The following is a 26,650-nucleotide window of genomic DNA, read 5'->3' on the forward strand; positions in this document are numbered from 1 at the left end:
CGCGCCAGCGCCGATGTCGAACGGCAGCTTCAAGGTCACGGTCGCGTTGTGGATGATCCGTTTGGGCATGCGCTGGCTTCCTCTGCGTGGGGGAACAGTGAACTCGCAAAGCGCGGTGTCCGGAATACCGTGTTCATAGGAGTTTGGGGCGGGAGCGTTACAAGCTGCGGTGTCCTGAGCGCCTCACGGACGCCTCGGCCAGGGACATTGCCGTTGCGCGGCGCACGACCACGGGGCGCGCTTCTGCTCTTTCAGATGTCATCCGGCCCATGCATCCATGCAGCGCCCTTGCCATGGAACATCAAGGCGGGGTGAGCGGGGTTCCTTGGGATGCGGTGCAAGTGATATTGCGACATGGCTACAAATAGATCTCGATTCGGCTCACGCTACGCTTCTCGCTCGTTTGGATCGCAAAGATGTCCGAAATATGTATGTAAATTTCGGACAGGAGCTGTTCATGTCAGACATTGCGACCCGTATCTCATCGCTGATCGACGCTTCCGGCCCCGGCCATGTCTGGGTTCCGTCCGATTTCGCGCAGCTTGGCTCCCGGGATGTCATCGACAAGACCTTGCAGCGCATGACCCAGCGCGACCAGCTCCGCCGCATTGACCGGGGGCTCTACGACAAGCCCGTCACAAACAGGCTTACCAAGCGCACGACCACCCCCGACTATCGGGCAATCATTGACGCGATTGCCCGCCGCGACAACCTGCGGATCCTGGTTGACGGCATGACGGCCGCGAACGATCTGGGCCTGACCGATGCCGTCCCAGCTCACGTCACCATCTATACCGACACCCGGCGCCGCTCCATCCAGCTCGACAAGCTGCTGATCGAGTTCAAGCTGTGCGCGCCAAGCCAGTTGTATTGGGCGGGCCGTCCGGCCATGCGCCTAGTGCAAGCCTTGCACTGGCTGAAGGACACGCTGCCTTCGGATAGCGACCATATCCGGCAAAAAATCGACAGGCTTCTGACGGACAAGAAGCAAGGCGATGCCATTCGCGATGACCTGACGCAAGGATTTGGCGCGCTTCCAATCTGGATGCAAGACTATCTGCGCCCCGTCCTTGATCTCATGCCAGACGCGGCAAGCGTCAGCAAGCCAACGCCTGTCCAGAAGAAATCGCACAGCGACATACCGGCAGGCGTGAAATGAACGAGGCCTATCAGACCGTCATCACTGCTGGTGACGAAGAACGCCGCGATCTGTTTCTTGGCACGGCGGCTCGTCTTGGCACTGCCGTCCAAAACGTCGAGAAAGACTTCTGGGTCTGCTGGACGCTCGATGCGCTTTTCAATGGACTGGAGCCCGGTGGTCCGCGCCTTCTCTTTAAAGGCGGGACATCGCTCTCGAAAGCCTTCGGCCTGATTTCACGGTTCTCGGAGGACATCGACATCACGGTGTTCCGCGAAGACCTGTGTCAGTATGTAGACGTGGCGGAACTTGAGGCCATGAGCGGCAAGAAGCGCCGTGCGCGGCTCGATGAAATCCGTGATGCATGCCGGACCTACATCGACGGCCCCTTCTTCTCGCAGTTGCAGGCTCGCCACGCGCGCCTTTTCTTCGGAAGTCCGGATCTGGGTCTTGAGACGGCCAAGGCGGGCAGCTTCACTCTGCTCCCTGCCCCGGCCATGATGGACGCCCTGCAACGGGACTACGACGCGATGACGGGGATGATTTTTGGACCGATCCCAACGTTAGATGAGGTGCTCGCCAGCGTGCGGAAAGCACAAGCTGCTGTCGACGCCTAGGCGGCACCCGCTGGCTGTTTCCATGTTGATCGAGATGGTTGTGGAGAGACTGAGACCGGCCATGAGCCGAGCGATCGTGTGAGGGTGCGACACGCGTCGAAGTAAGCTGGGCAGCGACGCGGGGTGCGGCAAACGGGGGACTGCATTCCCCGTTCAGAAGCGACCCGCGGGCACCGGGGGCTCGTAAGCCCGGATCGGCGGCAGCTCCTCGTCGAAGCGCTCGACCTGAACGGTGCTCAGCTGCCCCGCGCAGCCCTGTGCCAGCGAGGAGGTTCCGATGTCGCGCGTGAGCACGTTCGGATTGCCGTGCGCGCACATCGGCCTGTTGCTGGCGTCCAGCACGGGGTCGTACCACGCGCCGGTGGGCAGCTGCACCACGTCCTCGCGCATGTCCGCGCACAGGTGCGCGCTGGCCAGGCAGGCGCCGATCTCGTTGAAGAGGCGGACGATGTCGCCTTCGCGGATGCCGCGCGCGCTGGCAGCCTTCGGGTGCATGGTGCAGACCTCGCGCCCGTTGCGCTTGCTGGCCTGGCTGTGGGCGCCGAAGTCGAGTTGGCTGTGCAGCTTGGTGTGCGGCTGGTTGGCCACCAGCCACAGCGGATGCGCGGTGTCGGGCGCGAACTTCGGCGGCAGCCATGCCGGGTGGCCGGGGCAGTCCGCGTAGCCGAAGCCCGCCACGGTCGGCGAGCTGACCTGGATCTTGCCGCTGGGCGTGGCCAGCCGCGCGCCGTCCGGGTCGTTGCGGAAGGCGCGCAGGATGCCGCCGTCGTCGTCGCGCTGCGGCAGCGTGATCTCGCCGCGCTGCCAGAAGCTCTGGAAGTCCGGCGCTTCCAGGCCCAGCGATTCGAGGCCCGTGCGCGTGCGCTCGTACAGGTGCGCGAGCCATTGGCGCGTATCGCGTCCCTCGCTGAAAGCTTCGAGTCCGCCCAGGCGCTTCGCCAGGTCGCAGAAGATGTCGTAGTCGTCGCGCGCGAGTCCGTGCGGCTCGCAGATGCGGTGCATGGCCACCATCAGCGGATCGGTGGGCGTGGCGCCGATGTCCTCGCGCTCCAGCGTCATCGTGCAGGGCAGCACGATGTCGGCGTGGCGGGCCGTGGCGGTCCACGCGATCTCGTGCACCACGAAGGTGTCGAGCGTGCGGAAGGCTTCGCTCAGGCGCCGCAGGTCCTGGTGGTGGTGGAAGGGGTTGCCGCCGGCCCAGTAGGCGAGCCGGATGTGCGGGTAGGTGTGGCGCCGGCCGTTGTAGTCGAAGGGCTGGCCGGGGTTCAGCAGCATGTCGCTGATGCGGGCCACCGGAATGAACGCCTTCACCCCGTTGTCGCCCTGCGGCAGCGCGGCCGTGGGCACGGCGTTGTTGCGCTTGCCGTAGTGCGCCAGGGTGCCCAGCGCGTAGTTGTAGCCGCCGCCGGGCAGGCCGAGCTGCCCGAGCGCGGCCGCCAGTACCGCGCCCATCCACACCGGCTGCTCGCCGTGCTCGGCGCGCTGCAGCGAATGCGAGACCACCACCAGCACACGCTTGCCGGGCAGCTCGCGCGCCAGGGCCTTCAGCCGCGCCGCCGGAAGTCCGCAGGTGGGCGCGGCCCACTCGCAGCTCTTCGCGACGCCGTCGCTTCGCCCCATGAGGTAATCCTCGAAGCTGTCCCAGCCGTCGCAGCAGCGCGCGATGAACTCGCGGTCATGCGCGCCATCGCTGACGATCTGGTGCACCAGCGCGAGCATCAGCGCGGTGTCGGTGCCGGGAACGGCAGGCAGCCATTCGAAGGCGGCTTCCTCGGGGAGGTCGCTCTTCAGCGGGCTGATGCTGACGAAGCGGCAGCCGCGCGCGGCTGCCGCGCGCATCGAATCGCGCTCGACGTGCCGGCTGATGCCGCCCGAGGCCACGCGCGAGTTCTTGAGCGCCATGCCGCCGAACGCAAGCACCACGTCGGTGTGCTCGACGATCTGCTCCCAGGTCACGTTGCGCCGTGCCACTTCCTCCATCGTGCCGATGACGTGCGGCAGCATCGGGCCCGAGGCGCCGGCACTGTAACTGTTGACCGAGCGCACGTAGCCGCCGAGCGTGGTGTTCAGGAAGCGATGGACCTGGCTCTGCGCGTGATGGAAGCGCCCCGCGCTCGACCAGCCGTAGGAGCCGCCGAAGATGGCCTCGCAACCGTGCTCGCGTTGCACGCGCCGCAGTTCCGTTGCGAGCCGGTCCAGCACCTCGTCCCAGGCCATGGGGACGAAGCCGTCCTCGCCGCGCCGCGCATCGGGGCCCGGTCCGCGTTCGAGCCAGCCGCGGCGCACCATGGGCGTGGTGACGCGGGCGCGGTGCTGGATGGCGGTCGTGAAGTTCTCGATCAGCGGATTCGGGTCCGGGTCGCCGGGATGCGGGCGGACGACTAGTGCGCCGTCTCTCCAGCCGGCGGAGAAGACGCCCCAGTGGGCGCTGTGTGGGCGCATGGCGTTGTGCTACTCCACCTTGAGGTTGCCGCGCTCGACGCCGCGCTTGTAGTTGGCGATGTCCTTCAGCACGAAATCCTTGAAGGCGGCGCCAGTGCGCGTCGCTTCCTGGGCGCCGTCCGCGCGGTACACACGCAGTACCTCGGGCGCCTGCATGGCCTGCTTCACGGACTGGGTGATCTTGTCGATGACGGGCTTGGGCGTGCCCTTGGGCGCGGCCAGGCCGTACCACTGCGTCATCACCACGTCGATGCCTGACTCCTTGAGCGTGGGCACGTCGGGCATGCTGGGGATCCGCTTTTCGCTGCTGACCGCCAGCAGCCGCAGCTTGCCGCTGCTGATCTGTCCCATCAGCGGGGTGTAGGGCGCGAAGAAGCTGTCGACCAGCCCGCCCATGAGGTCGGTCATGACGGGGCCCGATCCCTTGTAGGGGATGTGGAGCACGTCGAGGTTGCCCTGCTGCTTGACCATTTCCATCACGATCTGCGCCGCCCCGCCCGCGCCGGTGGAGGCGTAGGTGAGCTTGCCGCCCTTGGCCGCGGCGACGTAGTCCTTGATGGTCCTGATCTTCGAGTCGCCGCTGACCACCAGCCCGTAGGGTGTCTCCACCAGCTGGCTGATGAAGACGAAGTCGTCAGGCACCTTGTAGGGCAGGCTGGGGCGTATCGCGGGCGCGCTGCCGACGTTGCCGCTCATCGCCAGCAGCAGGGTGTAGCCGTCGGGCTTGGCCTGCGTCATCAGCTCGGCCGCGATGTTGCCGCCAGCGCCCGGCTTGTTGTCGACCACGACGGGCTTGCCGATGTGCTTGCCCAGTTCGTTGGCGATGGTGCGGCCGTAGAGGTCACCGCCGCCGCCAGGAGGAAAGCCGATCAGCAGCCGGATCGGCTGCTCCGGGTAGCCGGCGGCCGTGGCCATCGCTGCAGCGCCTGCCAGGCAGGCCGCGGCCACCATGCGGACGCAGCGCCCGATCGAAGAAGTTCTTTGCACGGGGTGTCTCCAGTCTGTTCTTGTGATCTCGTGATGGGGCGCGGTTCAGGCCGCGCCGGTCGCGATGGGGGCGCCCGGCTGGGCACTCCACTCGCTCCAGGAGCCGGGGTACAGCGCCGCGCCCTGCAGCCCGGCGACTTCCATCGCCAGCAGGTTGTGGCAGGCCGTCACGCCCGAGCCGCACTGGTTGATCAGCCGTGCGGCGGGGCGGCCGCCGGTGATGGCGTCGAACTCGCTGCGCAGCAAGGCCGGGGCCTTGAAGCGGCCGTCCGGCCCCAGGTTGTCCTTGAAGAGCCGGTTGCGCGCGCCGGGGATGTGGCCGCCTACCGGGTCCATCGTTTCGTTCTCGCCGCGGAAGCGGTCGGGCGCGCGGGCGTCGAGCACCAGCCGCTCGGCACCGTCGATGTTGGCCCGGACATCTGCGTAGGACACCGTGGCGACCAGCGGGGCCTTCAGGCTGAAGCTGCCCTCGGGTCGCTGTGCGGGCCTGTCAGTGCTGAGCGCGTGGCCGGCGGCCTTCCAGGCGGCGATGCCGCCATCGAGCACCGCGACCTGCCGGTGCCCTGCCCAGCGCAGCATCCACCACAGGCGCGCGGCGTACATGCCGCCGGCGTTGTCGTAGGCCACCACCTGTGCGTCGGCGTTCAGGCCCATCGCGGCCATGGTCCTTGCGAAGGCTTCGCGCGAGGGCAGGGGGTGGCGGCCGTTGCGGCCGGTCTTGGCGGCGGACAGCGCGTGTTCCAGGTGCAGGTAGAAGGCGCCGGGAATGTGGCCCGCGTCGTAGGCGCGCTGGCCCGCCTGCAGGTCGGTGAGTTCGAAGCTGCAGTCGAGCAGCAGCAGCGCGGGGTCGTGCTTCCGTGCGGCGGCGAGCTGGTCCGGGGAAATCAGGGTATCGAAGATCATGGATCGGGAAGAGTCGAGGAAAGGAGCGGAAGGAAAGAGCCTGCGCGCCTCGCCTAGGGCGAGATCTCCTTGAGCAGGGCCGGCGTGGCGGCGCCCTTGTAGCGCGCGATGTCTTCCTGGACGAACTTGCCGAAGCGGTCCATCGGGAGGTTGTGCTCGGTGGCCGCGTCGCGGCGGATCGCGTCGCGCACTTCCGCCGTGGCTAGCGCGCGGCCCAGGTGGTCGGCCAGGTACTTCACCACCGGCGCGGGCGTGCCGGCCGGCGCCACCAGCCCGTACCACTGGGTCACGGGAACGTTCACGCCCAGTTCTTTGAAGGTAGGCACGTCGGGAATGGCCGGGTTGCGCGCGTTGCCCGTGATGGCGAGCAGGCGCAGCTGCCCCTGGCGGACCTGCCCCACCAGCGGCGAGGCGGTCGCGAAGAAGCAGTCGACCTGGCCGCCCAGCATGTCGGTGATGGCCGGGCCCGAGCCCCGGTAGGGCACGTGGAGCATCTCGATGCCGGCTTCCTTCTTGACCATCTCCATGCCAATGTGCGCGGCCGCGCCGGCACCGGTGGAGGCGAAGCTGAGCTTCTGCGTGCGGGCCGCGTCGAGCAGCTCGCGTGCCGTCCTGAAGCGCGAGTTGTGGGCCACGAACAGGCCGTGCGGGGCCTCCAGGATCAGCCCTACGGGCGTGAAGTCGTCGGGCGCCTTGTAGGGGATGGCCTGCGGCCTCAGCGCGGGTGCCACCGCCAGGTTGCCACTCATCGCGAGCAGCAGGGTGTAGCCGTCGGGCTTCGCCTTGGCCACCGCGTCGGCGGCGATGTTGCCGCCGGCGCCTGCGCGGTTGTCGACGATCACCGGCTGGCCAAGCGTCTTGCCGAGCGCGTTGGCGATCAAGCGGCCGTACAGGTCGCCGCCCCCGCCGGGAGGAAAGCCCACCACCAGCCTGACGGGCTGTTCGGGATAGGCGGCGAATGCCGGCATGGCCGCCAGGCTCAGCAGGCCGGCCAGGGCCAGCGCCATGCGGCGGCGGCGCATGGTTGCGCTTGCGAAGGTTGTCATGGACTGTCTCCGTTTTGCTCTTGTGGGCGCCGCTTTGCGGTTCGGGCTCGGCGGGCTCAGGCCTGCAGCCAGGCCTTCTGCTGCTCGACGACGCGGTCGACGCTTGCGCCGCACTGGCCCAGGTACTGCAGCGGATCGGTGAGGTCGCGTATCTCGGCGTCGCTCAGCAGCTTGGAGAGGCCCGGGTGCCCGCGCATGGCGTCGGCGAAATCGAGCCTGGAGGTGATGCCGTGCATGGAGGCTTCGTAGATCCACTCGTGCGCGGTCTGCTTGCCCACGCGCTCCGACAGTTCGAGCATGACGCGCTCGGACAGGAGGTAGCCGCGCATCCGATCGAGGTTGGCGGCCATCGCGTCGGCGTTGACCTTGAGGCCCGCCAGCAGGTTCTTCGCCTGGAACAGCATGGCGCCGGCGATCATGCAGCACTCCGGCAGCGCCTTCCATTCCATCTTCCAGGCGATGCCGTCGCGCTCGCTCTCCTGCACCATGCCCTCGACCATCATCGCGGCGTTGTAGCGCAGCGGGCGCGAGAGCCCCGCCAGGTTCTCGGCCGACGTCGGGTTGCGCTTGTGCGGCATGGTCGAGGAGCCCAGCTTGCCGTCGGAGAAGCCTTCTTCCACCTCGCCGAATTCGTTGCGCTGCATGTTGAAGAGCTCGTTGCCAATCTTCGAGAGCGTGGCGCCGAGCATGGCCAGCAGGTTGGCGTATTCGGTGAAGCGGTCGCGCGCCGGTGCCCAGCTGATGGCGGGTGTGCCCAGGCCCAGCTTGTCGAGCATGAGGCGCTCCAGCTGTTCGGCTTTCGGGCCCAGCGACGCCTGGCTGCCCACGGCGCCGGCCAGCATGCCCACCAGCACGCGCGGCGCCGCCTGCACCAGCCGCTCGTGGTGGCGGCCCAGCTCGTCGAGCCAGACAGCGCACTTGTGGCCGAAGGTGATCGGCAGCGCCTGCACGCCGTGCGTGCGCCCGGCCATCGCGACGTCGCGGTGGGTGGTCGCCAGGCGCGCGAGTTCGCGGCCGACCGCCTTGATGTCGCGCAGCGCCACCGCGTGGAACTCCTTGAGCTGCAACGCCACGCCGGTGTCCACCACGTCCTGCGTGGTGGCGCCGTAATGCACCCACTCGCCGTTCTCCTTCGAGCAGCGCGACTGCAGCTGCTTGAGCGCGGGCACCAGCGAGTGCTTGATGCGGCGGATCTCGGCCGACATCGCGCCGAGGTCGATGTTCTCCACCTGCGCCTGCATCATGATCTCCTTCGCGGCCGCCGGCGGGATGATGCCCAGCTCGGCCTGGGCCGCGGCCAGCGCGGCTTCGAAGTCGAGCCACTTCTGCACGCGGTTCTCCTCGCCGAAGATGGTGCGCAGCTCGTCGGTGCCCCACAGGTGCTGGAGCGATTGCATGTCGAATACGGAAACGGGCATGGGAGTCCTGAAGTACTAGATGGAAGAGCGGCGCGGGGCGTCGACGGAAAGGGGCAGCACGCGCCCCGGGTTGAATGTGTTCGCCGGGTCGAGCGCCTGCTTGATGCGCGCCATCAGCTCCAGCGCGACCGGCTGCTTGTATTGAAGGAAGGCCTGCTGCTTGAGGCGGCCGATGCCGTGCTCGGCGGAGATCGAGCCCTGCATGCGCGCCGTGACGGCGTGCACCACCTCGTGCACGGCTTCCTCGCGGGCGCGGAACTCCGAGTCCGGCATGCCGCGGGGCTTGCTCTGGTTGTAGTGCAGGTTGCCGTCGCCTACATGGCCGAAGCAGACCACACGGATGCCGGGAAGAAGGCTCTGCAGCGCGGCGCCGGCTTCGGCGATGAACTCGGGAATGCGCGACACGGCGACGGAAATGTCGTGCTTGATCGACGGGCCGTCCAGCCGCTGCGCCTCGGGCACGTGCTCGCGCAGGGACCACAGCGCGTGGGCCTGCTGTTCGGAGGCGGCGAGTACCGCGTCGAGCACGAGGCCTTGCTCCATCGCTTCGGCCAGCGCCTCTTCCACCGCGGGCGTGGGGTCGAGCAGAGCCGATGCCTCGGAAACGTCGAACAGCACGGCCCATGCGTGGCTCTCCGCCAGCGGGTCGCGCATGCCGGGCGTGCCGTGGGCGAACACCTGGGCCAGCGCCTCGCGGCCGATCAGCTCGAAGGCCGTGACCCGTTCGCCGACGGCGCCGCCCAGCCGGGCCAGCAGCGCGACGGCAGCCTCGGGATCGCGCACGGCCACCCAGCCGGTGACCGTCTTGCCCGGCTGCGCATGCAGCTTGAAGGTGGCGGCCGTCACGATGCCGAGCGTGCCTTCGCCGCCGATGAACAGCTGCTTCAGGTCGTAGCCTGTGTTGTCCTTGCGCAGTGCGCCCAGCGCGTCGAGCACGCGCCCGTCGGCCAGCACGACTTCGACGCCGAGGGTCAGGTCGCGCGTGTTGCCGTAGCGCAGCACCTGTTCGCCGCCCGCGTTGGTCGAGATCACGCCGCCGATGGTGGCGCTGCCTTCGGACGCCAGCGAAAGCGGAAAGAGCCGGCCGGCGGCGGCAGCGGCGTCCTGTGCCGCGAGCACGGTGCAGCCGGCTTCCAGCGTCATGCTGTTGTCCAGCGGATCCACGCGGCGCACGCGGGTCATGCGGTCCAGGCTCAGCACGATCTCGCGGCGCGAGGCGTCCGGCGTGGAGCCGCCCACCAGCCCCGTGTTGCCGCCCTGGGGCACCACGGGAACGCCGCACGCCGTACATGCCGCGACCACGCGCGATACCTCTTCGGTGCTCGCCGGCCTCACGACGGCGCGCGCGGCGCCCGGGTAGTTGCGCCGCCAGTCGCTGACGTAGCGCGCCGTGTCGGCGTCGTCCGTGAGCACATAGGCCGCGCCGGTGATGGTGCGGAGCTCTTCGACAAATGGGTCGGCTGGTTTCGACATGGAATGCGCGGTCTTGCGATGGCTGCGCCGCTGGGGCGGCGGGTTGTCTCGTTGTTCGTGTTTGTTTCAATGAATAAAACAAACTTCAATGAATGAAACTTTATGATCGCAGGCGGCAACTGTCAACCCGGATAATCCGCAGCCCGGAGCGCCCACCATGAAAAACCAAGAAATCGATACCGCAGCGTCTGTCGGACCCAAGCCTCCCGCCGGCGTGCTGGAGCGGGGCATTTCGATCCTCGAGTGCTTTCGCGAAGACCGGCTGCGCATGTCGCTGCGCGAGCTGGCGGAATGCACCGGCCTGGACAAGGCCACACTGCTGCGGCTGCTGGGCGTGCTCACGCGGGCCCGGATGATTCATCGCTTCGAGAGCGGCAGCTATGCGCCCGGTCCGGCGCTGTTGCACATGGGCATGCTCTACCGCAGCACCTTCGACCTCGGCACGCGGCTGCAGCCTGTGCTGCACGAGGTGATGCGGCAGACCGGCGAGACCGTGGCTTTCTACATCCGCAGCGGCGAGGAGCGCGTGTGCCTCTACCGCGAGAACACGGCCAAGGAGGTGCGCCACCACGTCGAGGTGGGAACGCGCATTCCGCTTTCCGCCGGCGGTTCCTCGGCCCACATCCTCCTGGCTTTCACTGGCGGTGCGACCGAGCACCAGGCCGACATCGACGAGAAGGGCTACGCGATGACGCGCGCCGAGCGTGTCGCCGAGATGGCGTCCGTCGCGCTGCCGGTGTTCGATGGCGACGGAACCTTCCTGGGCGCGATGGTGGTCATCGGCCTCGCGTCGCGTCACAGCGTGGCGGCCCAGCGCAAGGCGGCGGAGATCGTGCGTCACGAACTGGCCTTGCAGGGCTTCTCCAGCAAGGCGCCGAGCGGCTGGAGTCCGGTGCCGGCCTGACGCCGGAGCACGGTCAGCCGCCGAAGAGCTCGGGCGACGGCAGGCAGGGCTCGTGGTCCTGCGCCGCTTCGGCGAATGCGGCGCACCAGCGGGAGAGGCGCTCGGCCTGCGCATCGGTCATTGCCGGCGCGAACGCGCGCATGCGAGCCTGCAGCTGCGGCCAGTCGAAGGGGTCTTCGGGGTCGCCCCGGCGCAGTTCGCGCAATGCTTCGAAGCTGCGCCCGTCCTTCATGTTGATGGTCACGCGCGAGGGGCGCTTCTGCGGAAAAGCCTGCTGGAAGCCGTCGTCGGTGGACACGCGCACTCGCTCGGCCAGCGCGAGCAGGGCGGGCGAGTGCAGGTCGGGGGCTTCCATGTCCTCGATGCCGAGCCGTCCCTTCGACAGGAGCGTGGCGACCACGTAGGGCAGGCTGAAGGGCGTCTCCGCCGCCTTGCTCGGCCAGCGCACGCCCGCGATCTTCAGCGCGTGCGGGAAGATGACCACGTCCACCGATTCGATCTCCTGCGGCGCGGGGCTGTGCCTGTCCATGATCTCGCGCGTGGCATCCAGCGGCGTGAACAGCTGTGCGCAGCAGGGCCATGCCTTGATGGTGGCGGTGTTCAGCCGCTCGGGCGCATCGAGCTCGCCGTCGAGCGCGGCCAGCGGGCCGTCGCCGGCGAGCAGCGCGTAGAGGCCGCGCCGGCCGGTGACGAAGGCGCGTGCCCCGGGAAAGCCCGCCTGCGCGGCCCATGCGGCCGTCATGCCGTTGCGCACGGCGAAGGCCGGGTGCAGCGATTTGGATTCGTGCGCTTCGTCGTCCACCAGCTGCCACAGGCCGGCGGACTGCGTCGCCGCGATCCCCATCGCGTGATGCAGCTGCGCCTGCGGCAAGCCCAGCGCGACCGCGCTCGCTGCCGCCGCGCCCACGCAGCCGGCGGTGGCGGTGGCGTGGAAGCCGGCGGCGTGGCGGGTGCCCAGCGCTTCGCCCACGCGCAGCGCCACTTCGTAGCCGGCAATGATCGCGTCGGCCACGCGCCGCATCGGCATCGCTTGCGCCGCGGCCAGCGCCATCACCGGCGAGATCGCGACCACGCCCGGGTGCAGCATCGCGGCCCGGTGCGCGTCGTCGATCTCGCGCAGGTGAGCGATGCCGGCATTGGCGAAGCCAGCGGCCAGCGGCTGCGTCGAGGCGCCGCCGAAGACCGGGGCCGTGCCTTGCCCCGGCATGCTGGCCACGGCAAGCTGCCGCAGCGCGGTGGCGCTGGCCATGCCGATCGCGGACCAGCCAGCGGTGAACCAGTCGAGCATGGCCTGCGCCAGGCGGTCTCGCGTGGCTTGGGCAAGGGGGCGGTCCTGCATGGCCGCGAGGTGGGCTGCCAGGACCGCTTCCGGATCGCGGGTCATATAATTTATTTCGTTCAATGAAATTACTTTCATTATATGAACCTAACCAAGCTGGCGATCCAGCACTTCTTCGACCCCGCCACCTCGACCTTTTCCTATCTGGTGGATGACGGCGCGGGCTCCTGTGCCGTCATCGACCCGGTGATGGGCTACCGCGCGAACTCGGGCCGGACCGACGCCGCCCCGGTGGAAGCAGTGGCCGAGGCGATCGACCGGCGCGGGCTGACGGTGCAGTGGCTGCTGGAGACGCACGCGCATGCCGATCACCTGTCGGGCGCGCCGTACCTGCGCGAGCGCTTCGGCGGCATGCTGGCCGTGGGCAGCGGTATCACGGCGGTGCAGCGCGTGTTCCGGGGCGTCTTCAACGCCGAGGACCTGGCCGTGGACGGCTCGCAGTTCCAGCATCTGTTCGCCGATGGCGAGGCATTCCGCATCGGCCTGCTGCAGGCGAGGGCCCTGCACGTCGGCGGCCATACGCCAGCCGACGTGGCCTATCTCGTTGAAGACCCGGCGGGCGGACCTTCGGCGGTGTTCGTCGGGGACACGCTGTTCATGCCCGACGTAGGCACCGCGCGCTGCGACTTTCCCGGCGGCGATGCGCGCCAGCTCTATCGCTCCATCCGGCGGCTGCTCGCGATGCCAGGCGACACGCGTCTCTACCTCTGCCACGACTACCCGCCGCCCGCTTCGCGCGAGCCGGTGTGCTGTACCACCGTGGCTGCGCAGAGGGAGGGCAACATCCATGTGCGCGACGGTATCGGCGAGGACGAATTCGTGGCCCTGCGCCATGCGCGCGACGCCACGCTGGCGATGCCGGCGCTGATGCTTCCTTCGGTCCAGGTCAATGTCCGCGCCGGAAGCTTTCCAGACGCGGAGGCCAATGGCGTCGTCTACCTGAAGATCCCGGTCGACCGCCTGTAGTCGCCTGGCGGAGACCGACGTTCGGGCAAACCATGGTGCGCGCTGCGCGCGGTGGCTTCGCGTTGCATCGAGGACTGCGGCCATCCGAGCGCCTTGAACTTCGGAGTTGCCATGCACCGACAACGCACTCCTGAGGTTTAGCAAGAAATATGAAGAGTCAGGCCTCGACCGGTTTTCGCCGCGGGTAGCAGTGCGATCTCGCGCGGCGGAAGGTGGCAGCCCACGACGGCGGCGATGTCCTGAGGCACCGTGGCGATCAGGTCGGTGCCCGGCAGCGGCGCCAGCAGACGCATGAAGTGCGAGGGTCCCAGCGTCACGTTGCGCCGCCAACGCTTGCCGTCCAGGAAGTGCTCGAGCAGGTGCTCGCGCCCATCGGGGCGCACCACCACCTGTCGCGCCGCGAGATACTGCTTGAGCGTCATGCGCGCACCGACGGTGCCGTTGGAGTGAGTGGGCAAGACGTTTCCGCAAGGCCAGGAATAGACAGCCCAACTGTGCAATAGCACTGCCAGCGGTCCGGATCCAAGCGGTCTGCATGGCCCACCGCCGCCGCATGACAGCGCTGGCGGACGCGCCAGGCTTCGAGCACCGCCGCTCTTGCGAAGCGTGCGCGCGTTCCGAGCGCACCCTTTGCGGAATCCGGCGCTGATGCGCTCGTTGTCCGCCGGGCGCCGGCGCAGCTCGGTGGCGCGGCAGATCCCACCGTGCGAAGGGCCGGCCAGCCCCGGGGCTCAGGGCAGCATCTCGAACTTGACTCGGTCAGTGGCGTGACCTTCTCTTCGCGGACCATCTTATATTCGGTGCTCGGGCCCAGCCATTTGGCCCAGAGGCGGTCAAGCTCGCCCGCCTTCTCCAGCGCAGCGGGTCGCGTTCACTTGGACAGCGGCACGAGCTCGTCCTTCTTCATGCCGATGCCCACTGGGCTGCATAACCGGGTCCCGGAATTCCGCCGCCGCAGTCCCGCTGGGTCAGGACGCCACGAAGATCAACGCGGCCGACCCCAAAGTCTCCCGCCTTGCGCTTCTGCCGGCCTATGGTGCCCCAGCCGATGATGAAACCCGACTCAGGATCTCCTGGTCTTTGAGCGTGCCGCCGCGGCAGGTCGAACCGAAGAGGCCTTGGTTCGCCCTCAAAGAGGTGCAGGTGCAGCATCTCTCGAGACAGCGAGGGGCGTCGGGCTGTCCCGCATTCGAACTTCCAGCATCGCGAGCATTGCACGTAGCGCGGCGCTGTTTTGGCGGCGCTGCGTGTAGGCTGCGTAGAGCCATATATCGCTGGGCATGAAGTTTTGGAGAACCGGGACCAGCTGCGCACTTTCCACGTAGGGTTGCGCGAGCAGGTCGGGGACGCATACTGCGCCAATGTCGGCCAACGCCGCGCCGATGAGCGCACTCGCGTCGTTGGCGTCCATGCGTCCGTGAATGGAAACGTTGTAGGGTTGGCCATCCACTTCGAATGCGATTTGTGGCGGTCCCGGCATGACCGAGTAGGCGAGCACGTCATGCTTTCGCATGTCGTCGGGCTGCGAAGGAATGCCGCGCCGAGCCCAGTAGCGCGGCGTTGCGCAAAGGGTCAGTCCCATTCGCCGCAGGCGGCGCACGATCAGGTTCTCGTCGCCGATGCGTCCGAACCGCAAGGCGATATCGACCCCCTCGTCGACCAGATCGATCATGCGGTTGCTCAGCTTCAGGTCGAGCTGCACGTCGGGATAGCAGGTGAGGAAGTCGCCGAGCAGGCGCGGGAATGCGGTCTGGACCATTCCGTGCGGCGCCGTGATCAGCAGGCGGCCGCTGGGGTGCGAGCCGCGTGCCCGCAGTTCGCTCGTGGTCTGTTCGATCATCTCCATCAGGGATGCACAGCGCGCTTGCAGCAGGCGGCCTGCATCGGTCAGCGAGACCGAGCGGGTCGAGCGGTTGAGCAGACGCACATTGAAGCGGGACTCCAGCGTGGCGATGTGCTTGCTCACGCTGGCCTTCGAGATGCCGAGCCTGCCCGCTGCGCGCGAGAAGCTGCCCTGGAAGGCAACTTCCGCGAAGGTCCTGAGATGCTCGAAGCCATCCATCTTCCGCCCTGTCGCTCGCTGTCCGTGTCATTGGGGCGGTGCCGTCGGGCTGGCCTCCCAGCCGCCACCCAAGGCCATGAATACGGCGATCTGGCGCTCTGCCAACCGGGCTTCCGAGGCGGCCAGGGCCGCCTTGCTGGAAGCCAGCGTTCGCTCGGCGTCCAGGGCATCGAGCTGCCCCAGCTTTCCATTGATCTGCAGCGCACGCACTTGATCGACCGCAGTCAGGCTCTGATCGCGCGCGGCGGCGAGAGCCGCATGGCGCTCGAGTTCGCGGGCATAGGCGTTCAACGCGGTTTCAGCTTCTCGCAAAGCGCCGAGCACAGTGCCTTCGAAGTGCGCAGCCGCCACTCGGGTCGCCGCTTCGCTCTGAGCGATGCGTGCGCGAGCGATACCTGTTTCGGGCAGGGTCCAGCTGAGCAGCGGACCCAGGCTGTAGCTGAAGGTCTCGCGGTTGGCGAAGCGGTCGAGAAAGCCGGCAGAGCCCGATGAAAGGCCCAGCGTCACCTTGGGATAAAGGTCGCCGGTTGCGACACCGATGCGCGCAGTCGCTGATGCCAGGCTTCGTTCAGCCTGCCGCACATCGGGCCGCCGGGCGAGCAGCGCCGCGCCGTCGCCGACCGGCAGCAGTCCAGCGACGCGTGGAGGCTGCTCGCAACGGCCTACGGCGCCAGGAAAGTCCCGGGGCGCGGTGCCGGTCAACGTGGCGAGCCGGTACAGGGATTGCTGCCGCACTGCCTCCAGCGGGGGGATCGCGGCACGCAGGATTTCCAGCTGTGCGCGCGCACGCACAGCGTCGATCGCCCCAGCCCGGCCCGCACGCTGTAGCCGTTGCGCAAGCTCGAGCGCTTCTTCCTGCAGGCGCACCGATTCGCGCGCCACGCGCAGCTGCAGGCCGCTGGAGCACGCCGCGGCGTAGGCCTGCGCGGTGCCGCCAGCAACGGTCACGCGCACAAGGTCCACCGCGGCGCGCGTGGCGCCGGTATCCGCTTCGGCGGCCTCGAGGGCACGGCGCAGTTGGCCGAAGAGGTCCACCTGGTAGGACACGGCGGCTCCCATGCTGTAGCCGAGCCGGCCCGGCGGCGCCTGGTCGCGCTGCAGCAGCGACAGGCCCGAAACGTGACCGAAGCTCGGGCCGACATTCAGCGTGATGGCTGGCTTTTCGGTCCCATGGACCTCGGCTTCCACCGCGGTTGCCCGCTCGAGGGTGGCCAGTGCCTGCCGCAGGTCGGTGTTGTGCTCGAAGGCCTGGGCGATCAGGCCGTCGAGTCGCGGATCTTCGAAAAGGCGCCACCAGCGCGGTGGCACGCTGGCTTCCGACGTGGCTCCGCCGCCGGAGAGAAACGGCCCGCTCGAAGCGGCCTGCGCTGCGGTGAGCGCAGCCGGTGCTGTGTAGTCGGGCCCGACAGGTCCGTGGACGCAGCCGGCCAGCAGAGCCTGTGCGGCAGCGGTTGCCAGGACAAAGGCGCGAGCGAGCTTCATGTCCGCGGCTCCTGGACGCGAGCTGCGGCCGCGGTGGGCCCTGCCTGAGGACCCAGCACCTCCACCGAGACCGTCTGGCCGACGACCAGGCGAGCGTCGGCCGGTAGCGGGTCCAGCTTCACCCGCACGGGGACGCGTTGCGCGAGCCGCACCCAGTTGAACGTCGGGTTCACGCTGGGCAGCAGGTTCGCACCGGTGCTGCGGTCGCGGTCGACGATGCCCGCGACGATGCTGTCGACCTTGCCTTCGAGCGCTGGCGCGTCCATGGGGGTCACGCGCACGCGGTCGCCCAACTGGATTCGCGCCAGCTTGTTCTCCTCGAAATAGCCCTCGACGTAGATCGAACCGGTGGCAACGAGCGCCAAGGCAGGATGGCCGGCCATCGCATAGGCACCCTGGCGCAGGTCGAGGTTGGTGACGCGTCCTGAAGCGGGTGCCCGTATCTGCGTGCGCTGAAGGTTCAGGCGTGCCGTGTCGACCGCGACCTCTGCCTGGCGCAGTGCCGCTTCGGCCGCCAGCAGCGAGCCCCGGGCCTGCTCGAAGCGCGAACGGGCCTGTTCGCGCACTTCCTGGGCGACCAGTCCCTGCAGTTCGTCGTTGCGGCGGCTCTCGCGCTGCGCCTGACCCAGCGCGATCCGCTGGTTGTCGATGACGATCCGCTGCGCAGCCGCGGCGGCCTCGGCCTGCTGCAGGGCCAGCATGAAGCGAGCTTCGTCGATCGAGAAGAGAAGCTCACCCGCCGTGACCGGCTGGTTGTCACGCACCGCCACGGCGGCCACCATGCCGGAGACATCGGGCGCCACCTGGACGATGTCGGCCCTTACCCGACCATTGCGCGTCCATGGGGCCAGTTCGTAATGATCCCAGAGCTGAAGCGCGGCCCAACAAGCTGCTGCAGTGACCAGCGCAGTCGACAACAGGCGAAGGGGGGCAGGGATCGGGCGCGAGGTCCAGGCGGCGAGAAGGGATAGTTTGGATTTCATGGTCGTGCAGCAGGACAAGTGATCGGTCAGATGGAGATGGCCCCGGTGAGTCGGACCAACGCATGGAGCACCACGATGTAGAGGCCCAGATCGAACAGGGCGGGATGCCATATCCACCGATAGGCGCCGATCAGCGACAGCAGGCGGCGAAGCCACCAGGCCAAAGCCATCGCACCGCCTGCCAGCAGGAGCAGGCCTGGGACGTAGACGCCGAAGAAGCTTGTTTCGATCATGGTTGCAGGTCGGTGGAGGCCGAAGGAAAAAGGTCTCTGCGCAAGCCCACCAGGGCAGAGACTGCGGGCGCGCAGTTGGCATTTGCGAGGGAATGCAACAACAGCCGGTCGATCTGCGGCAGCAGTGCCCCGACTTGCGCCGGTGCACCGGCGGCCTGGGCGCGGAACGCGCGAGCGAGCTCGGCCATCAGCCGGGCCGAGGGCGCTTCGGGCAGTCGGTGCCGTTGTTGCTGAAGGACGCAGATGCTGGCCCCGATGCGAAGCTCGCGCAGCGCGAGCCGCGCCGCAGTTCCTTCCTGCGGCCCGGGGTCTCCAGCGGTACGTGGAACCAGGAGGGCCATGCGGTCGAGGATGCGGCCGCTGAAGGCATCGCGTTCGGATGCGCGTTGGGGGTGTGACGCCATGTCGGCCAGGTCTCGCCAGCCGCTGTGGCGGATGCGCTGTGCGCTCCATTCGCTGCTCACGCTGCGCACGACGGCGGTGGTGCGCGCGGCGATCACTCCACCGGCGAAGAGGGCCAGATTGCCTTCGAGGAAGCTGGTCCAGTCGGCGCTCGCGATGTCCTGGAGCGCCAACGTGCCCGCCACGCCGAAGAACATGCCCAGTGCCGCGAGGCTGCTGGCCGGGCGAGCGAGGTAGCCACCGACCAGCAGCAGCAAAGGTGCAGTGCACAACATCAGCATGCCGAAGTCTTGAGCCAGCGGCATCACGCCAAGCACGTAGAAAGCCGACACGGGCATCGACCACAGCAGTGCGACCAGGAACTTGTGCATGCCCGGAACGGGGTCGTCCATGGTGGCGAAGAAGCTGCAGAAGACTGCTGCGCCCATCGCCATCGACGACCCGGATCGCCAGCCGCTGATGATCCACACCGCGCATGCCGCGCAGGTCGAGAGTGCGACGGTGAAGGCCGAACGCAGCGCCAAGCCTTTGTCCACGTGAAGGATCGGCGACCGTGCGGCCAGTCTTCGCTGCCGCCGCGGCGATGCGCGGCCATCCAGGCCGGCGGCGATGTCGTCGCGAAGCGTCCTGCAGCGGCGCCATCCCGCGATCAGTTCGTCGAGGTGCGCGGCAACGTCGATCTTCAGGGCCCGTACCCAAGGGGAATCGCTCGGATCCGCCGCTCGCGCATGGAAATCGGCATGCACTTCGCTCTCGGTGCCCGACGGCGCGGCGACATCCAGCCATGCAGCATCGCGTTCGAGGGCTTTCGTGACCTCGGCTGGTACTTCCCCCGTCGCCTCGCGCAGCGCATCGAACCGGTCTTCCAGCGCGGACAACGAAGGGGTCAGTACCGCGAGACAGTCAGGCAGGCTTCTTACGGCACCATGGGCCCATCGCAGGCTGCTCGTGTCGAAGGGCACGTGGGTTGCAGCCAAGCGCAATTGGCTGATGTCGACCGCGAGCTGCCGTCGATCCTGTGAGAGCCGCTCGCCGGTGTCTTCGTCGGCGCTTGTACCAACGAGATTGTCCAGCCATCGCCGGACATGGCCCAGCGTGCGATCGACCAGTCCGAGCAGTGAAGGCCCGAGGCCGGTCGGCAGTACGAGGCTGTGGACGAAGCTGGCGCACAGGATGCCGAGTGCGATCTCTTCCGCCCGGGCGATGGCCGTATCGAACATTCCCGCAGGCGTTTCCACCAACGGAAAACCGATCAGTGCCGCGGAGTAGCCTCCCAGCATGAAGGCGTACGAGCGTGCGCTTCGGTCCAGCAGCGACAGGTAGAGGCAGGCCCCGACCCACAGCGCCAGGGCCAGCGACAGAAGCTCCGGTGATGCCGACAGCGATGGCACCAGCACCACGGAGGCCGTGCATCCCAACAAGGTGCCCGCCAGTCGATAGAGCGACTTCGAGCGAACGTGCCCGGCGAGGGGATGCGCCACGATGTACGCGGTCATCATGGCCCAGAAGGGCCGGGGCAGCCCGAAGCGGCTGGACAGGTACAGCGCGAGCATCGAGGCAGCGAAGCTCTTGAGAGAAAAGAGCCACTCCTGCCTGGAGAAGCGAGGTGGTGCGATCACGCGGTTCCTTTCGGAACGAGGCCTGATCCGGTCGATCCGGTCTCGATATGGTTGCGAATCATTTGCATGCGGGAATGCTATGGCGCCCCCTGCAAGACTAGAATTGCAAACTTGGACAGATGATTTCTCTTTTTGGCCATCCAGCGTGACGCGCTCCGACCGAACATCCTCTGGCGCGAGCCTCGACCTGGACTACGAACCGTCCGTGCCGGTGATGGCCCACCGCGTGGATGTCCAGGCGCGCGAGCGAGAGATTCCGATCCACGTGCACCGGTCAGGCCAGCTGGTCATGGCGTTGCGCGGAGCCGTCTCGTGCGACGTCCCTGGCGCGATGTGGATGGTTCCGCCGCAGGCCGGTGTGTGGATTCCGGGCGGGACGCCGCACAGCAACCACAGCACCGCGAACGCCGTGATCTTCTATCTGTTCGTGGCGCCCAATGCCGCACCGCTGCCCGCGAGCTGCTGCACCTTGCGCATCAGCCCGATGCTCGGCGAGATGATCCAGTACCTGGCGGGGCAGCCGCCTTCCTATGAGGCTGGCGGGCCGACCGACCGGCTGGTCCGCGTGCTGCTGGACCAGCTCTGTGCCATGCCGACGGAAGAGATCTTCCTGCCGATGCCCGAGGATGCGCGGCTGCGCAAGGTTTCGCGCGCCATGATGCGCGACCCTTCGGACCGACGGACGCAGAAGGACTGGGCCGGCAAGCTCGGAATGAGCGAGCGGACGCTGAACCGGCTGTGCACGGCGCTGACCGGTCTGAGCTTCGGACGCTGGCGTCGCCAACTGCACATGCTGGTCGCACTTCGGGAGCTGTCCGGCGGCGCGACCGTGCAGCAGGTCGCGTACGACCTGGGCTACGAATCGCCCTCCGCGTTCATCACGATGTTCAAGAAGGCTTTCGGAAAGCCGCCCGCCACCTACATCAACGACCGGCTGCTCGCTGCAGGCGAGGGGCGCTCGCTGGCCGAACCCGCGCCTGCGCTCTCGCCGACTTGAACCTGCGCGTCACGACTTCACCGGTAGGCGCGGGCCTGGGTCACGCCGCCATCCACCACGAGGGTGGCACCCATCACGTAGTCGCCTGCGCGTGAAGCAAGGAAGATGGCTGCACCCGCGATGTCTTCCGGCGTGCCGATGCGCTTGGCGGGAATGTGTTCGGACAACGCGGGCCCATGGTCGCGGGCATTGCGGTTCATCTCGGATGGAAACGCGCCAGGTGCGAGGGCACTGACCGCGATGTTGTCCTGCGCCAGGCGCAACGCCATGCGCCGAGTCAGATGAATCAGGCCGGCCTTGCTCGCGACGTAGGAGTAGTTCTCCTGGGGGTTGAGCCCGATGCCGTCGGTGGAGGAGATGTTGATGATCTTCCCCACGCGCGTCCGGGCAGCGGCGCGCAGCGGCCCGGACAGCGCCTTCGTCAGGAAGAAGGGCGTCTTCAGGTTCAGATCGACCACCTTGTCCCAGCCGCTTTCCGGAAAGGCATCGAAGGCCTCTCCCCAGGCCGCTCCGGCGTTGTTGACCAGGATGTCCAGCGTCGTTTCATGCCCGGCATAGGCGTCGGCCAGCGCCTGGCAGCCGGCCACGGTGGACACGTCGTGCGGCAGCGATACGCAGTGGCCGTACTTCGCGAGTTCGTGCGCGGCCTGATCGCATGCCTCGGCTTTGCGCGCACTGATGTAGACGCGCGCGCCGTGCGCCAGGAACCCCTCGGCGATCATGCGTCCGATGCCTCTGGAGCCGCCAGTGACGAGGGCAGTGCGGCCCCGCAGCGAGAAAAGATCCGGAGCGTTCATGACAACGTCCCCTCGCCAGTCGCTTCGAGGCGCGACCGCCGCACATAGGCCGTCCCATCGAAAAGGCGCCTGGCCGTGCGAGTGAAGTGCACCTCGCGAACCGTCCAGTCGTTTCCGCCCCCGTGCTCGACATTCGCGAAGATCTTGAGCACCCCGCTCGGATGGCCGATGCGGATGCGCGTCGGACCGGCATGCGTGCCCCGCGCTTCGGCGGGAATGGTTCCCGCGATCTGCGCTGCGACCGAGAGGCACACCGAGCCTCCGCCAGGGAATGCCTTGTGCATGGCGCCACCGGCGAGCACCATGCGTGCGACGAAATCGATCTCCGATGACTGCACAACGCGGTCGCCGGCAACGGTCCGGTAGTCCTGCGCTTCGCTGATCAGTATCTGGTACGGCGTCAGGATCCCCGACGACGGAAGATTGCAGCGTTCGACGACCCAGCGCCTCACCTCCTCGGCCATCTCGTAGATCTCGGGCCCGAGCTGGCCCGGCAGTTCAGTGCCGGTGATGCCCAGGTCCGCCGCGCGGATGAATACGCACGCCGTGCCGACGTCGACCACCGACACCGGTATTTCGCGGCCGAGCTTCGACACGTGGACCCAGTCGCGCGCCTGCCCCGTGGGCAACAGCTTGCCGGTCGTGGAACCACTGGTGTCGGAGTAATCCAGCGCCACCTCTGCGCCGGTGCCGGGCACGCCATCCACTTCGCTGTCGCCCTCCACGCGCGGCTCGCCGTCGGCGCATTGCACCGCCATTCGGAGGATCTTTCCGGTGTTCGTGTTGTGCACCCGAACGGTGGTGACGGGTTCCTGCACCGGAACCAGCTTCTCCTGCAACGCATACACCCCCGTGGCCGACGAAATGTTGCCGCAGACGATCTCGAAGCTGACCGTGGGCTGGTCGATGCCGATCTGCACGAAGGTGTAGTCGATGTCCGCATCCGGGCGCGACGGCGGCCCGATGATGGCGCACTTGCTCGTCAGGATATCGGCGCCGCCGAGCCCGTCGATCTGGCGCACGTCGGGGCTGCCGAACAGAGCGAGAAGAAATCGCAGACGCGCTTGTGGATCGGTGGGCACGTCGTGCTGCGAGAGAAAAACAGCCTTGCTGGTGCCACCGCGCATCAAGGTGACCGGTACACGAATTTGTTCATTCATCGGCTCAGTATGCAGATCGCGCTGGCCGCTGTCCTTTCAGTTCTGCTGACCATTGTTTAGCTGGGCTGCATGCGTCGAATCGTTCAGTTCCGCTAAAGAATGCCCAGCAGAAATCCAATGACCGCGGGGACCTGGATCTCGATACTTTCCTTCGCTGTGGCGAGCTCCACACGAACAGGAGACACCTTTGAAGATCATCAAGCGAACGGAATCCCCCTTCCGTGAAACCCCCGGCGGCATGGTGCTCGTCGCGACCCGCGTGGCCGGCCAACCGGCCCAGTTCCCGCCCATCGAATTCACCCACGACGACCAGACAGTCGAAGACATCGTGCTCGGACCCATCGGCTCTCTCTACAGCTTCACGATCGTTCACCCGGGCAAGGACAAGCAGCCCTATGGCCTTGCCATGGTCGACTTCGAACCCGGCGTGCGCGCGTTCGGCCGGCTGCTGTACAGCGCCGAGCCGCCGGCCATCGGTGCCCGCCTGCGGGTGGTGCCCTTCGCGTTGCTTGACGGCACGCCCGACTATGCATTCCAGGAGTGACGCGCCATGAAGCAACCACTGATCACCGGCGTCGGCATCACTGACTTCGGCCGCTTCCCCGAACTGACCGAAGAGGCGATGGCCCAGGCGGCCATCCTCGATGCGCTGGCCGATGCCGGCACGAAGCTTGGCGAGGTGCAGGCGTTCTACTGCGGCAATGCGCTCGGTGCCATGCTGCCGGGGCAGCGTGCATTGCGCGAACTGCATGTCGGCGGCGGCGCGGTCTACAACGTGGACAACGCCTGCTCCAGCGGAGCCACCGCGCTGAATCTCGCACTGCAGGCGCTCAAGGTCGGCCAGTACGACACCGTGGTGGTGTTCGGCATGGACCACCTCAGCAGCCTCGGCGGCGGCCCGCTGCAGCTCAGCCAGAAGGACTGGAACAACCGGCGCGGCATGATCATGCCCGCCCTGTACGCCATGCGTGCCAAGCGGTACATGCACGACCACGGCCTCGCGCTGGAGACGCTGGCGGACATCTCCGTCAAGAACCGCCAACATGGGGCCTTGAACCCGATCGCCAAGTTCGCCAAGCTGGCGAGCCGCGAGGAGGTGCTGGCGTCCCGCCCCGTGGCCGAGCCGCTCACGCTGCTGCAATGCTGCCCCGCCGTGGTGGACGGGGCAGCGGCCCTCGTGCTCAGCACCAAGCCCGCCAGGGGCGTCGCCAAGCCTGTGCGAGTGCTGGCGTCCGTGGTGCAGTCGGGCCTGTTCGAGACCGCGCCTGTCGACATGACCGAAGCCGAGATCACCGCGCGTGCCGCCAGGCTGGCCTATGAGCAGGCCGGCATCGGGCCGCAGGACCTGAGCCTGCTGGAAGTGCACGACGCCTTCACCATTTCCGAGCTGCTCTATTACGAGGCCCTCGGCCTTTGCAAGCGCGGCGATGCGGCCAGCCTGCTGCAAAGCGGCGCGACCGCCCTGGGCGGCCGCGTGCCGGTCAACCCCAGCGGCGGGCTGATCGCCAAGGGACACCCGCCGGGTGCGACCGGCGTCGCACAGGTCGTGGAAGTCTGCGAACAACTGCAGGGCCGTGCCGGCGCGCGCCAGGTGCAGGGCGCGCGCATCGGCCTCACGCAGGTCACGGGCGGCGGTATCTGGGGTGTGGACCACGCCGCCTGCTCGATCAACATTCTTTCGCTCTGAGGGCCCGCCATGAACCAGACAAACACCATCGCGCCCGCCTCGCTGCAGGGCCTCGTCGCCATCGTGACCGGCGGCGCCAAAGGCATCGGCCTGGGCATCGCCCGCGAGCTTGCACAGGGGGGCTGCCGCATCGCACTGTGGGACTTCGACGACGCCGCGCTGGGCGAGGCCGAGCGGACGTTGTCGAGCGAAGGCGCCGACGTGACGACCTTCAAGGTCGACGTCAGCTCCGTGGACCAGGTGGAAGCGGCGGTCGCCCGGCTGCTGGCATCGCACGCACGCATCGACATCCTGGTCAACAACGCAGGCATCGGCGGCGACAAGCTGGTCTCCAAGATGGATCTCGCGTTCTGGAGCCGCGTCATCGAGATCAACCTGAATTCGCAGTTCATCTGCTCCAAGGCGGTCCTGGCGCAGATGGCGCAGAACCGGTTCGGGCGCATCATCAACATCGGCTCTCGCGCATGGCTGGGCAACCGCGGCCAGGCGGCCTACTCGGCCTCCAAGGGCGCCGTGGTGAGCCTGACCCGCTCTCTGGCGCTCGAATATGCGCGCAAGGGCATCACGGTGAACGCTGTCGCGCCGGGCATCGTGGAGACGCCGCTGTTCGCGACGCTCACCGAAGAAGTGCGCCAGAGCCTGCACAAGACCGTGCCGATGGAGCGGATCGGCCAGCCGCAGGACATCGCCCGGGCGGTGCGGTTCTTCGCGGAACCCGGATCGAGCTACGTCACCGGCCAGCTCCTGTACGTCTGCGGCGGGCGCAGCCTCGGCAGCCCGTCGGTATAGCGGGCCGGATCGCATGCTCGCGAATGCATTGACCGGTTTGAAAGTGATCGACTTCACGCAGGTGATGGCCGGGCCGACCTGCACGTTGTGCCTGGCCGATCTCGGCGCCGACGTGGTGAAGGTCGAGACGCCCACGGGCGATCTCTCGCGGGCCCTTTCGCCATGGGTCAACGGCGAGGGCGTCGCCTTCCTGGCGCTGAACCGCAACAAGCGCAGCATCGTGCTCGACCTGAAGCAGCCGTCGCACCGGCAGGCCGCGCAGGAACTGATCGCGCAGGCCGACGTGCTGGTCGAGAGCTTCCGTCCCGGCGTGATGGCGCGTTTCGGGCTCGACTACGCCACGGTGTCCGCGGACAACGCGCGGCTCGTCTACTGCTCGGTATCGGCATACGGCCAGCATGGCAGCAGCAAGGATCTGCCCGGCGTGGACGGCGTGCTGCAGGCCGTGAGCGGCCTGATGAGCGTCACCGGGGCGCCCGATGGAGAGCCGTGCAAGGTACCGGTGCCGGTCGTCGACCTGGTCACGGGCTCTCTGGCGGCGATCTCGGTGCTCGCCGCCCTCCAGGAGCGGCAACGCACGGGGCTCGGTCAGCACGTCGAGGCGAGCATGTTCGCCAGCGCCATCGCACTCCAGCACGTGAGTTTCGCGTCCTACTTCGCGGATGGGCTCGTGCCCGAACCGCAAGGCAATGCAGCGCCGTATTCGACGCCCAACGAGGCCCTGCGCTGCGCCGACGGGTGGATCATGGTCGCGGCCTACCACCCTGCACGATGGCAGGCGCTGTGTGCCGCCATCGGTGCACCGGAGCTCGCCTGCGATCCGCGCTTCGCAGAGAACAAGAGCAGGCTGCAGCACCGCCAGGCGCTGCTGCGCGAGTTGGAAGCTCGCATGCTCGCGCATCCGCGCACCTTCTGGCTGGAGAAGTTCACTGCGGTGGACATCATCTGCGGTCCCATCAACGACTATGCCGAGGTGGCGCAGTCCGCCCCCTTCGTCGAGGCGGCGCTCGCGGAAAGCGTGCAGCACCGCGTCGCCGGCACGTTGACGCTGACGCGCAGCGTGCTCGGCGCGGTGGGCGAGCGGCCACGTGCGCGACGCGCCGCCCCCACGCTCGGCGAGCACACCCGCGAGGTGCTGGCCACACTGGGCATGCCAGCCGGCGCCATCGACTCGGTGGCCGCAGCCAGCCCTTCCCAGACCTGAAG

At 67.8% G+C, this 26,650-nt stretch carries 24 protein-coding genes; 9 read left to right on the forward strand and 15 right to left on the reverse strand.

Annotation, left to right across the window (positions count from 1 at the left end; all coding sequences use genetic code 11):
- Window positions 1–457 precede the first annotated feature (457 nt).
- Window positions 458–1,159, forward strand: coding sequence for a DUF6088 family protein (locus ABL843_RS33825; RefSeq protein WP_418120711.1), 702 nt, complete (start codon window positions 458–460; stop codon window positions 1,157–1,159).
- Complete coding sequence (locus ABL843_RS33830) at window positions 1,156–1,755, forward strand: nucleotidyl transferase AbiEii/AbiGii toxin family protein (RefSeq protein ID WP_418120712.1); 600 nt, start codon at window positions 1,156–1,158, stop codon at window positions 1,753–1,755. Before ABL843_RS33825 ends, ABL843_RS33830 begins: the two co-directional genes overlap by 4 nt.
- A gap of 153 nt (window positions 1,756–1,908) precedes the next feature.
- Here the strand turns inward: ABL843_RS33830 and ABL843_RS33835 are convergent, their stop codons facing one another.
- Genes ABL843_RS33835 through ABL843_RS33860 form a run of 6 tightly spaced genes read right to left on the reverse strand, consistent with a single transcriptional unit; the run spans window position 1,909 to window position 10,024 of the window.
- Window positions 1,909–4,197 (reverse strand): molybdopterin-dependent oxidoreductase, encoded by a 2,289-nt coding sequence (locus ABL843_RS33835; protein WP_418120713.1) that lies wholly within the window; start codon window positions 4,195–4,197, stop codon window positions 1,909–1,911.
- A 9-nt stretch (window positions 4,198–4,206) separates the two neighbouring features.
- The gene (locus ABL843_RS33840; RefSeq protein ID WP_418120714.1) at window positions 4,207–5,184 is read right to left on the reverse strand and encodes a Bug family tripartite tricarboxylate transporter substrate binding protein; all 978 of its coding nucleotides are present in this window, start codon (window positions 5,182–5,184) and stop codon (window positions 4,207–4,209) included.
- Between the two features lie 45 nt (window positions 5,185–5,229).
- Window positions 5,230–6,087, reverse strand: a complete 858-nt coding sequence (locus tag ABL843_RS33845) for a sulfurtransferase (protein ID WP_418120715.1) — start codon at window positions 6,085–6,087, stop codon at window positions 5,230–5,232.
- A 53-nt stretch (window positions 6,088–6,140) separates the two neighbouring features.
- Complete coding sequence (locus ABL843_RS33850; protein WP_418120716.1) at window positions 6,141–7,133, reverse strand: Bug family tripartite tricarboxylate transporter substrate binding protein; 993 nt, start codon at window positions 7,131–7,133, stop codon at window positions 6,141–6,143.
- 56 nt (window positions 7,134–7,189) lie between these two features.
- Window positions 7,190–8,551, reverse strand: a complete 1,362-nt coding sequence (purB, locus tag ABL843_RS33855) for an adenylosuccinate lyase (protein ID WP_418120717.1) — start codon at window positions 8,549–8,551, stop codon at window positions 7,190–7,192.
- Window positions 8,552–8,566: 15 nt separating this feature from the next.
- Window positions 8,567–10,024, reverse strand: coding sequence for an FAD-binding oxidoreductase (locus ABL843_RS33860; protein WP_418120718.1), 1,458 nt, complete (start codon window positions 10,022–10,024; stop codon window positions 8,567–8,569).
- A gap of 157 nt (window positions 10,025–10,181) precedes the next feature.
- On the opposite strand from ABL843_RS33860, the gene ABL843_RS33865 reads away from it, so the two are divergent.
- Window positions 10,182–10,928 carry an IclR family transcriptional regulator gene (locus ABL843_RS33865; protein WP_418120719.1) on the forward strand — a complete coding sequence of 249 codons (747 nt, stop codon included), beginning with the start codon at window positions 10,182–10,184 and terminating at the stop codon, window positions 10,926–10,928.
- A 13-nt stretch (window positions 10,929–10,941) separates the two neighbouring features.
- Here ABL843_RS33865 and ABL843_RS33870 read toward each other — a convergent pair whose 3' ends face one another.
- On the reverse strand, window positions 10,942–12,312 hold the full coding sequence (locus ABL843_RS33870) for an MmgE/PrpD family protein (protein ID WP_418120720.1): 1,371 nt from the start codon (window positions 12,310–12,312) through the stop codon (window positions 10,942–10,944).
- A 36-nt stretch (window positions 12,313–12,348) separates the two neighbouring features.
- Between ABL843_RS33870 and ABL843_RS33875 the strand changes: the two genes are divergently transcribed.
- A complete protein-coding gene (locus ABL843_RS33875; protein ID WP_418120721.1) occupies window positions 12,349–13,233 on the forward strand; it encodes an MBL fold metallo-hydrolase in 885 nt (294 codons plus the stop codon).
- Between the two features lie 137 nt (window positions 13,234–13,370).
- On the opposite strand, the gene ABL843_RS33880 is transcribed toward ABL843_RS33875, so the two are convergent.
- The 6 genes from ABL843_RS33880 to ABL843_RS33905 all read right to left on the reverse strand — a co-directional run bounded on the left by ABL843_RS33880 (window position 13,371) and on the right by ABL843_RS33905 (window position 20,014).
- A complete protein-coding gene (locus ABL843_RS33880; RefSeq protein WP_418120722.1) occupies window positions 13,371–13,691 on the reverse strand; it encodes a hypothetical protein in 321 nt (106 codons plus the stop codon).
- A 671-nt stretch (window positions 13,692–14,362) separates the two neighbouring features.
- Entirely contained in the window at window positions 14,363–15,295 is a 933-nt protein-coding gene (locus ABL843_RS33885; protein ID WP_418120723.1) for a LysR substrate-binding domain-containing protein, read from the reverse strand.
- A gap of 27 nt (window positions 15,296–15,322) precedes the next feature.
- The gene (locus tag ABL843_RS33890; protein WP_418120724.1) at window positions 15,323–16,777 is read right to left on the reverse strand and encodes an efflux transporter outer membrane subunit; all 1,455 of its coding nucleotides are present in this window, start codon (window positions 16,775–16,777) and stop codon (window positions 15,323–15,325) included.
- Entirely contained in the window at window positions 16,774–17,760 is a 987-nt protein-coding gene (locus tag ABL843_RS33895; protein WP_418120725.1) for a biotin/lipoyl-binding protein, read from the reverse strand. Before ABL843_RS33895 ends, ABL843_RS33890 begins: the two co-directional genes overlap by 4 nt.
- A gap of 26 nt (window positions 17,761–17,786) precedes the next feature.
- Window positions 17,787–17,993 carry a DUF1656 domain-containing protein gene (locus tag ABL843_RS33900; RefSeq protein ID WP_184642437.1) on the reverse strand — a complete coding sequence of 69 codons (207 nt, stop codon included), beginning with the start codon at window positions 17,991–17,993 and terminating at the stop codon, window positions 17,787–17,789.
- Window positions 17,990–20,014, reverse strand: coding sequence for an FUSC family protein (locus ABL843_RS33905; protein WP_418120726.1), 2,025 nt, complete (start codon window positions 20,012–20,014; stop codon window positions 17,990–17,992). Before ABL843_RS33905 ends, ABL843_RS33900 begins: the two co-directional genes overlap by 4 nt.
- 214 nt (window positions 20,015–20,228) lie before the next feature.
- Between ABL843_RS33905 and ABL843_RS33910 the strand changes: the two genes are divergently transcribed.
- A complete protein-coding gene (locus tag ABL843_RS33910) occupies window positions 20,229–21,011 on the forward strand; it encodes an AraC family transcriptional regulator (protein ID WP_418120869.1) in 783 nt (260 codons plus the stop codon).
- Between the two features lie 17 nt (window positions 21,012–21,028).
- Here ABL843_RS33910 and ABL843_RS33915 read toward each other — a convergent pair whose 3' ends face one another.
- Entirely contained in the window at window positions 21,029–21,808 is a 780-nt protein-coding gene (locus ABL843_RS33915; protein ID WP_369662764.1) for an SDR family oxidoreductase, read from the reverse strand.
- Window positions 21,805–22,968 carry a 2-methylaconitate cis-trans isomerase PrpF family protein gene (locus tag ABL843_RS33920; RefSeq protein ID WP_418120727.1) on the reverse strand — a complete coding sequence of 388 codons (1,164 nt, stop codon included), beginning with the start codon at window positions 22,966–22,968 and terminating at the stop codon, window positions 21,805–21,807. Before ABL843_RS33920 ends, ABL843_RS33915 begins: the two co-directional genes overlap by 4 nt.
- A gap of 187 nt (window positions 22,969–23,155) precedes the next feature.
- Between ABL843_RS33920 and ABL843_RS33925 the strand changes: the two genes are divergently transcribed.
- The 4 genes from ABL843_RS33925 to ABL843_RS33940 are packed head-to-tail and all read left to right on the forward strand — an operon-like array spanning window position 23,156 to window position 26,648.
- A complete protein-coding gene (locus tag ABL843_RS33925) occupies window positions 23,156–23,512 on the forward strand; it encodes a Zn-ribbon domain-containing OB-fold protein (protein ID WP_418120728.1) in 357 nt (118 codons plus the stop codon).
- 6 nt (window positions 23,513–23,518) lie between these two features.
- Complete coding sequence (locus ABL843_RS33930) at window positions 23,519–24,655, forward strand: thiolase family protein (protein ID WP_418120729.1); 1,137 nt, start codon at window positions 23,519–23,521, stop codon at window positions 24,653–24,655.
- 9 nt (window positions 24,656–24,664) lie between these two features.
- Window positions 24,665–25,444 carry an SDR family NAD(P)-dependent oxidoreductase gene (locus tag ABL843_RS33935; protein ID WP_184642431.1) on the forward strand — a complete coding sequence of 260 codons (780 nt, stop codon included), beginning with the start codon at window positions 24,665–24,667 and terminating at the stop codon, window positions 25,442–25,444.
- A gap of 13 nt (window positions 25,445–25,457) precedes the next feature.
- A complete protein-coding gene (locus tag ABL843_RS33940) occupies window positions 25,458–26,648 on the forward strand; it encodes a CaiB/BaiF CoA transferase family protein (protein WP_418120730.1) in 1,191 nt (396 codons plus the stop codon).
- Window positions 26,649–26,650: the final 2 nt, after the last annotated feature.

It is taken from the genome of Variovorax sp. 350MFTsu5.1, from assembly GCF_048302515.1.
Taxonomy (GTDB): Bacteria; Pseudomonadota; Gammaproteobacteria; order Burkholderiales; family Burkholderiaceae_C; genus Variovorax; species Variovorax guangxiensis.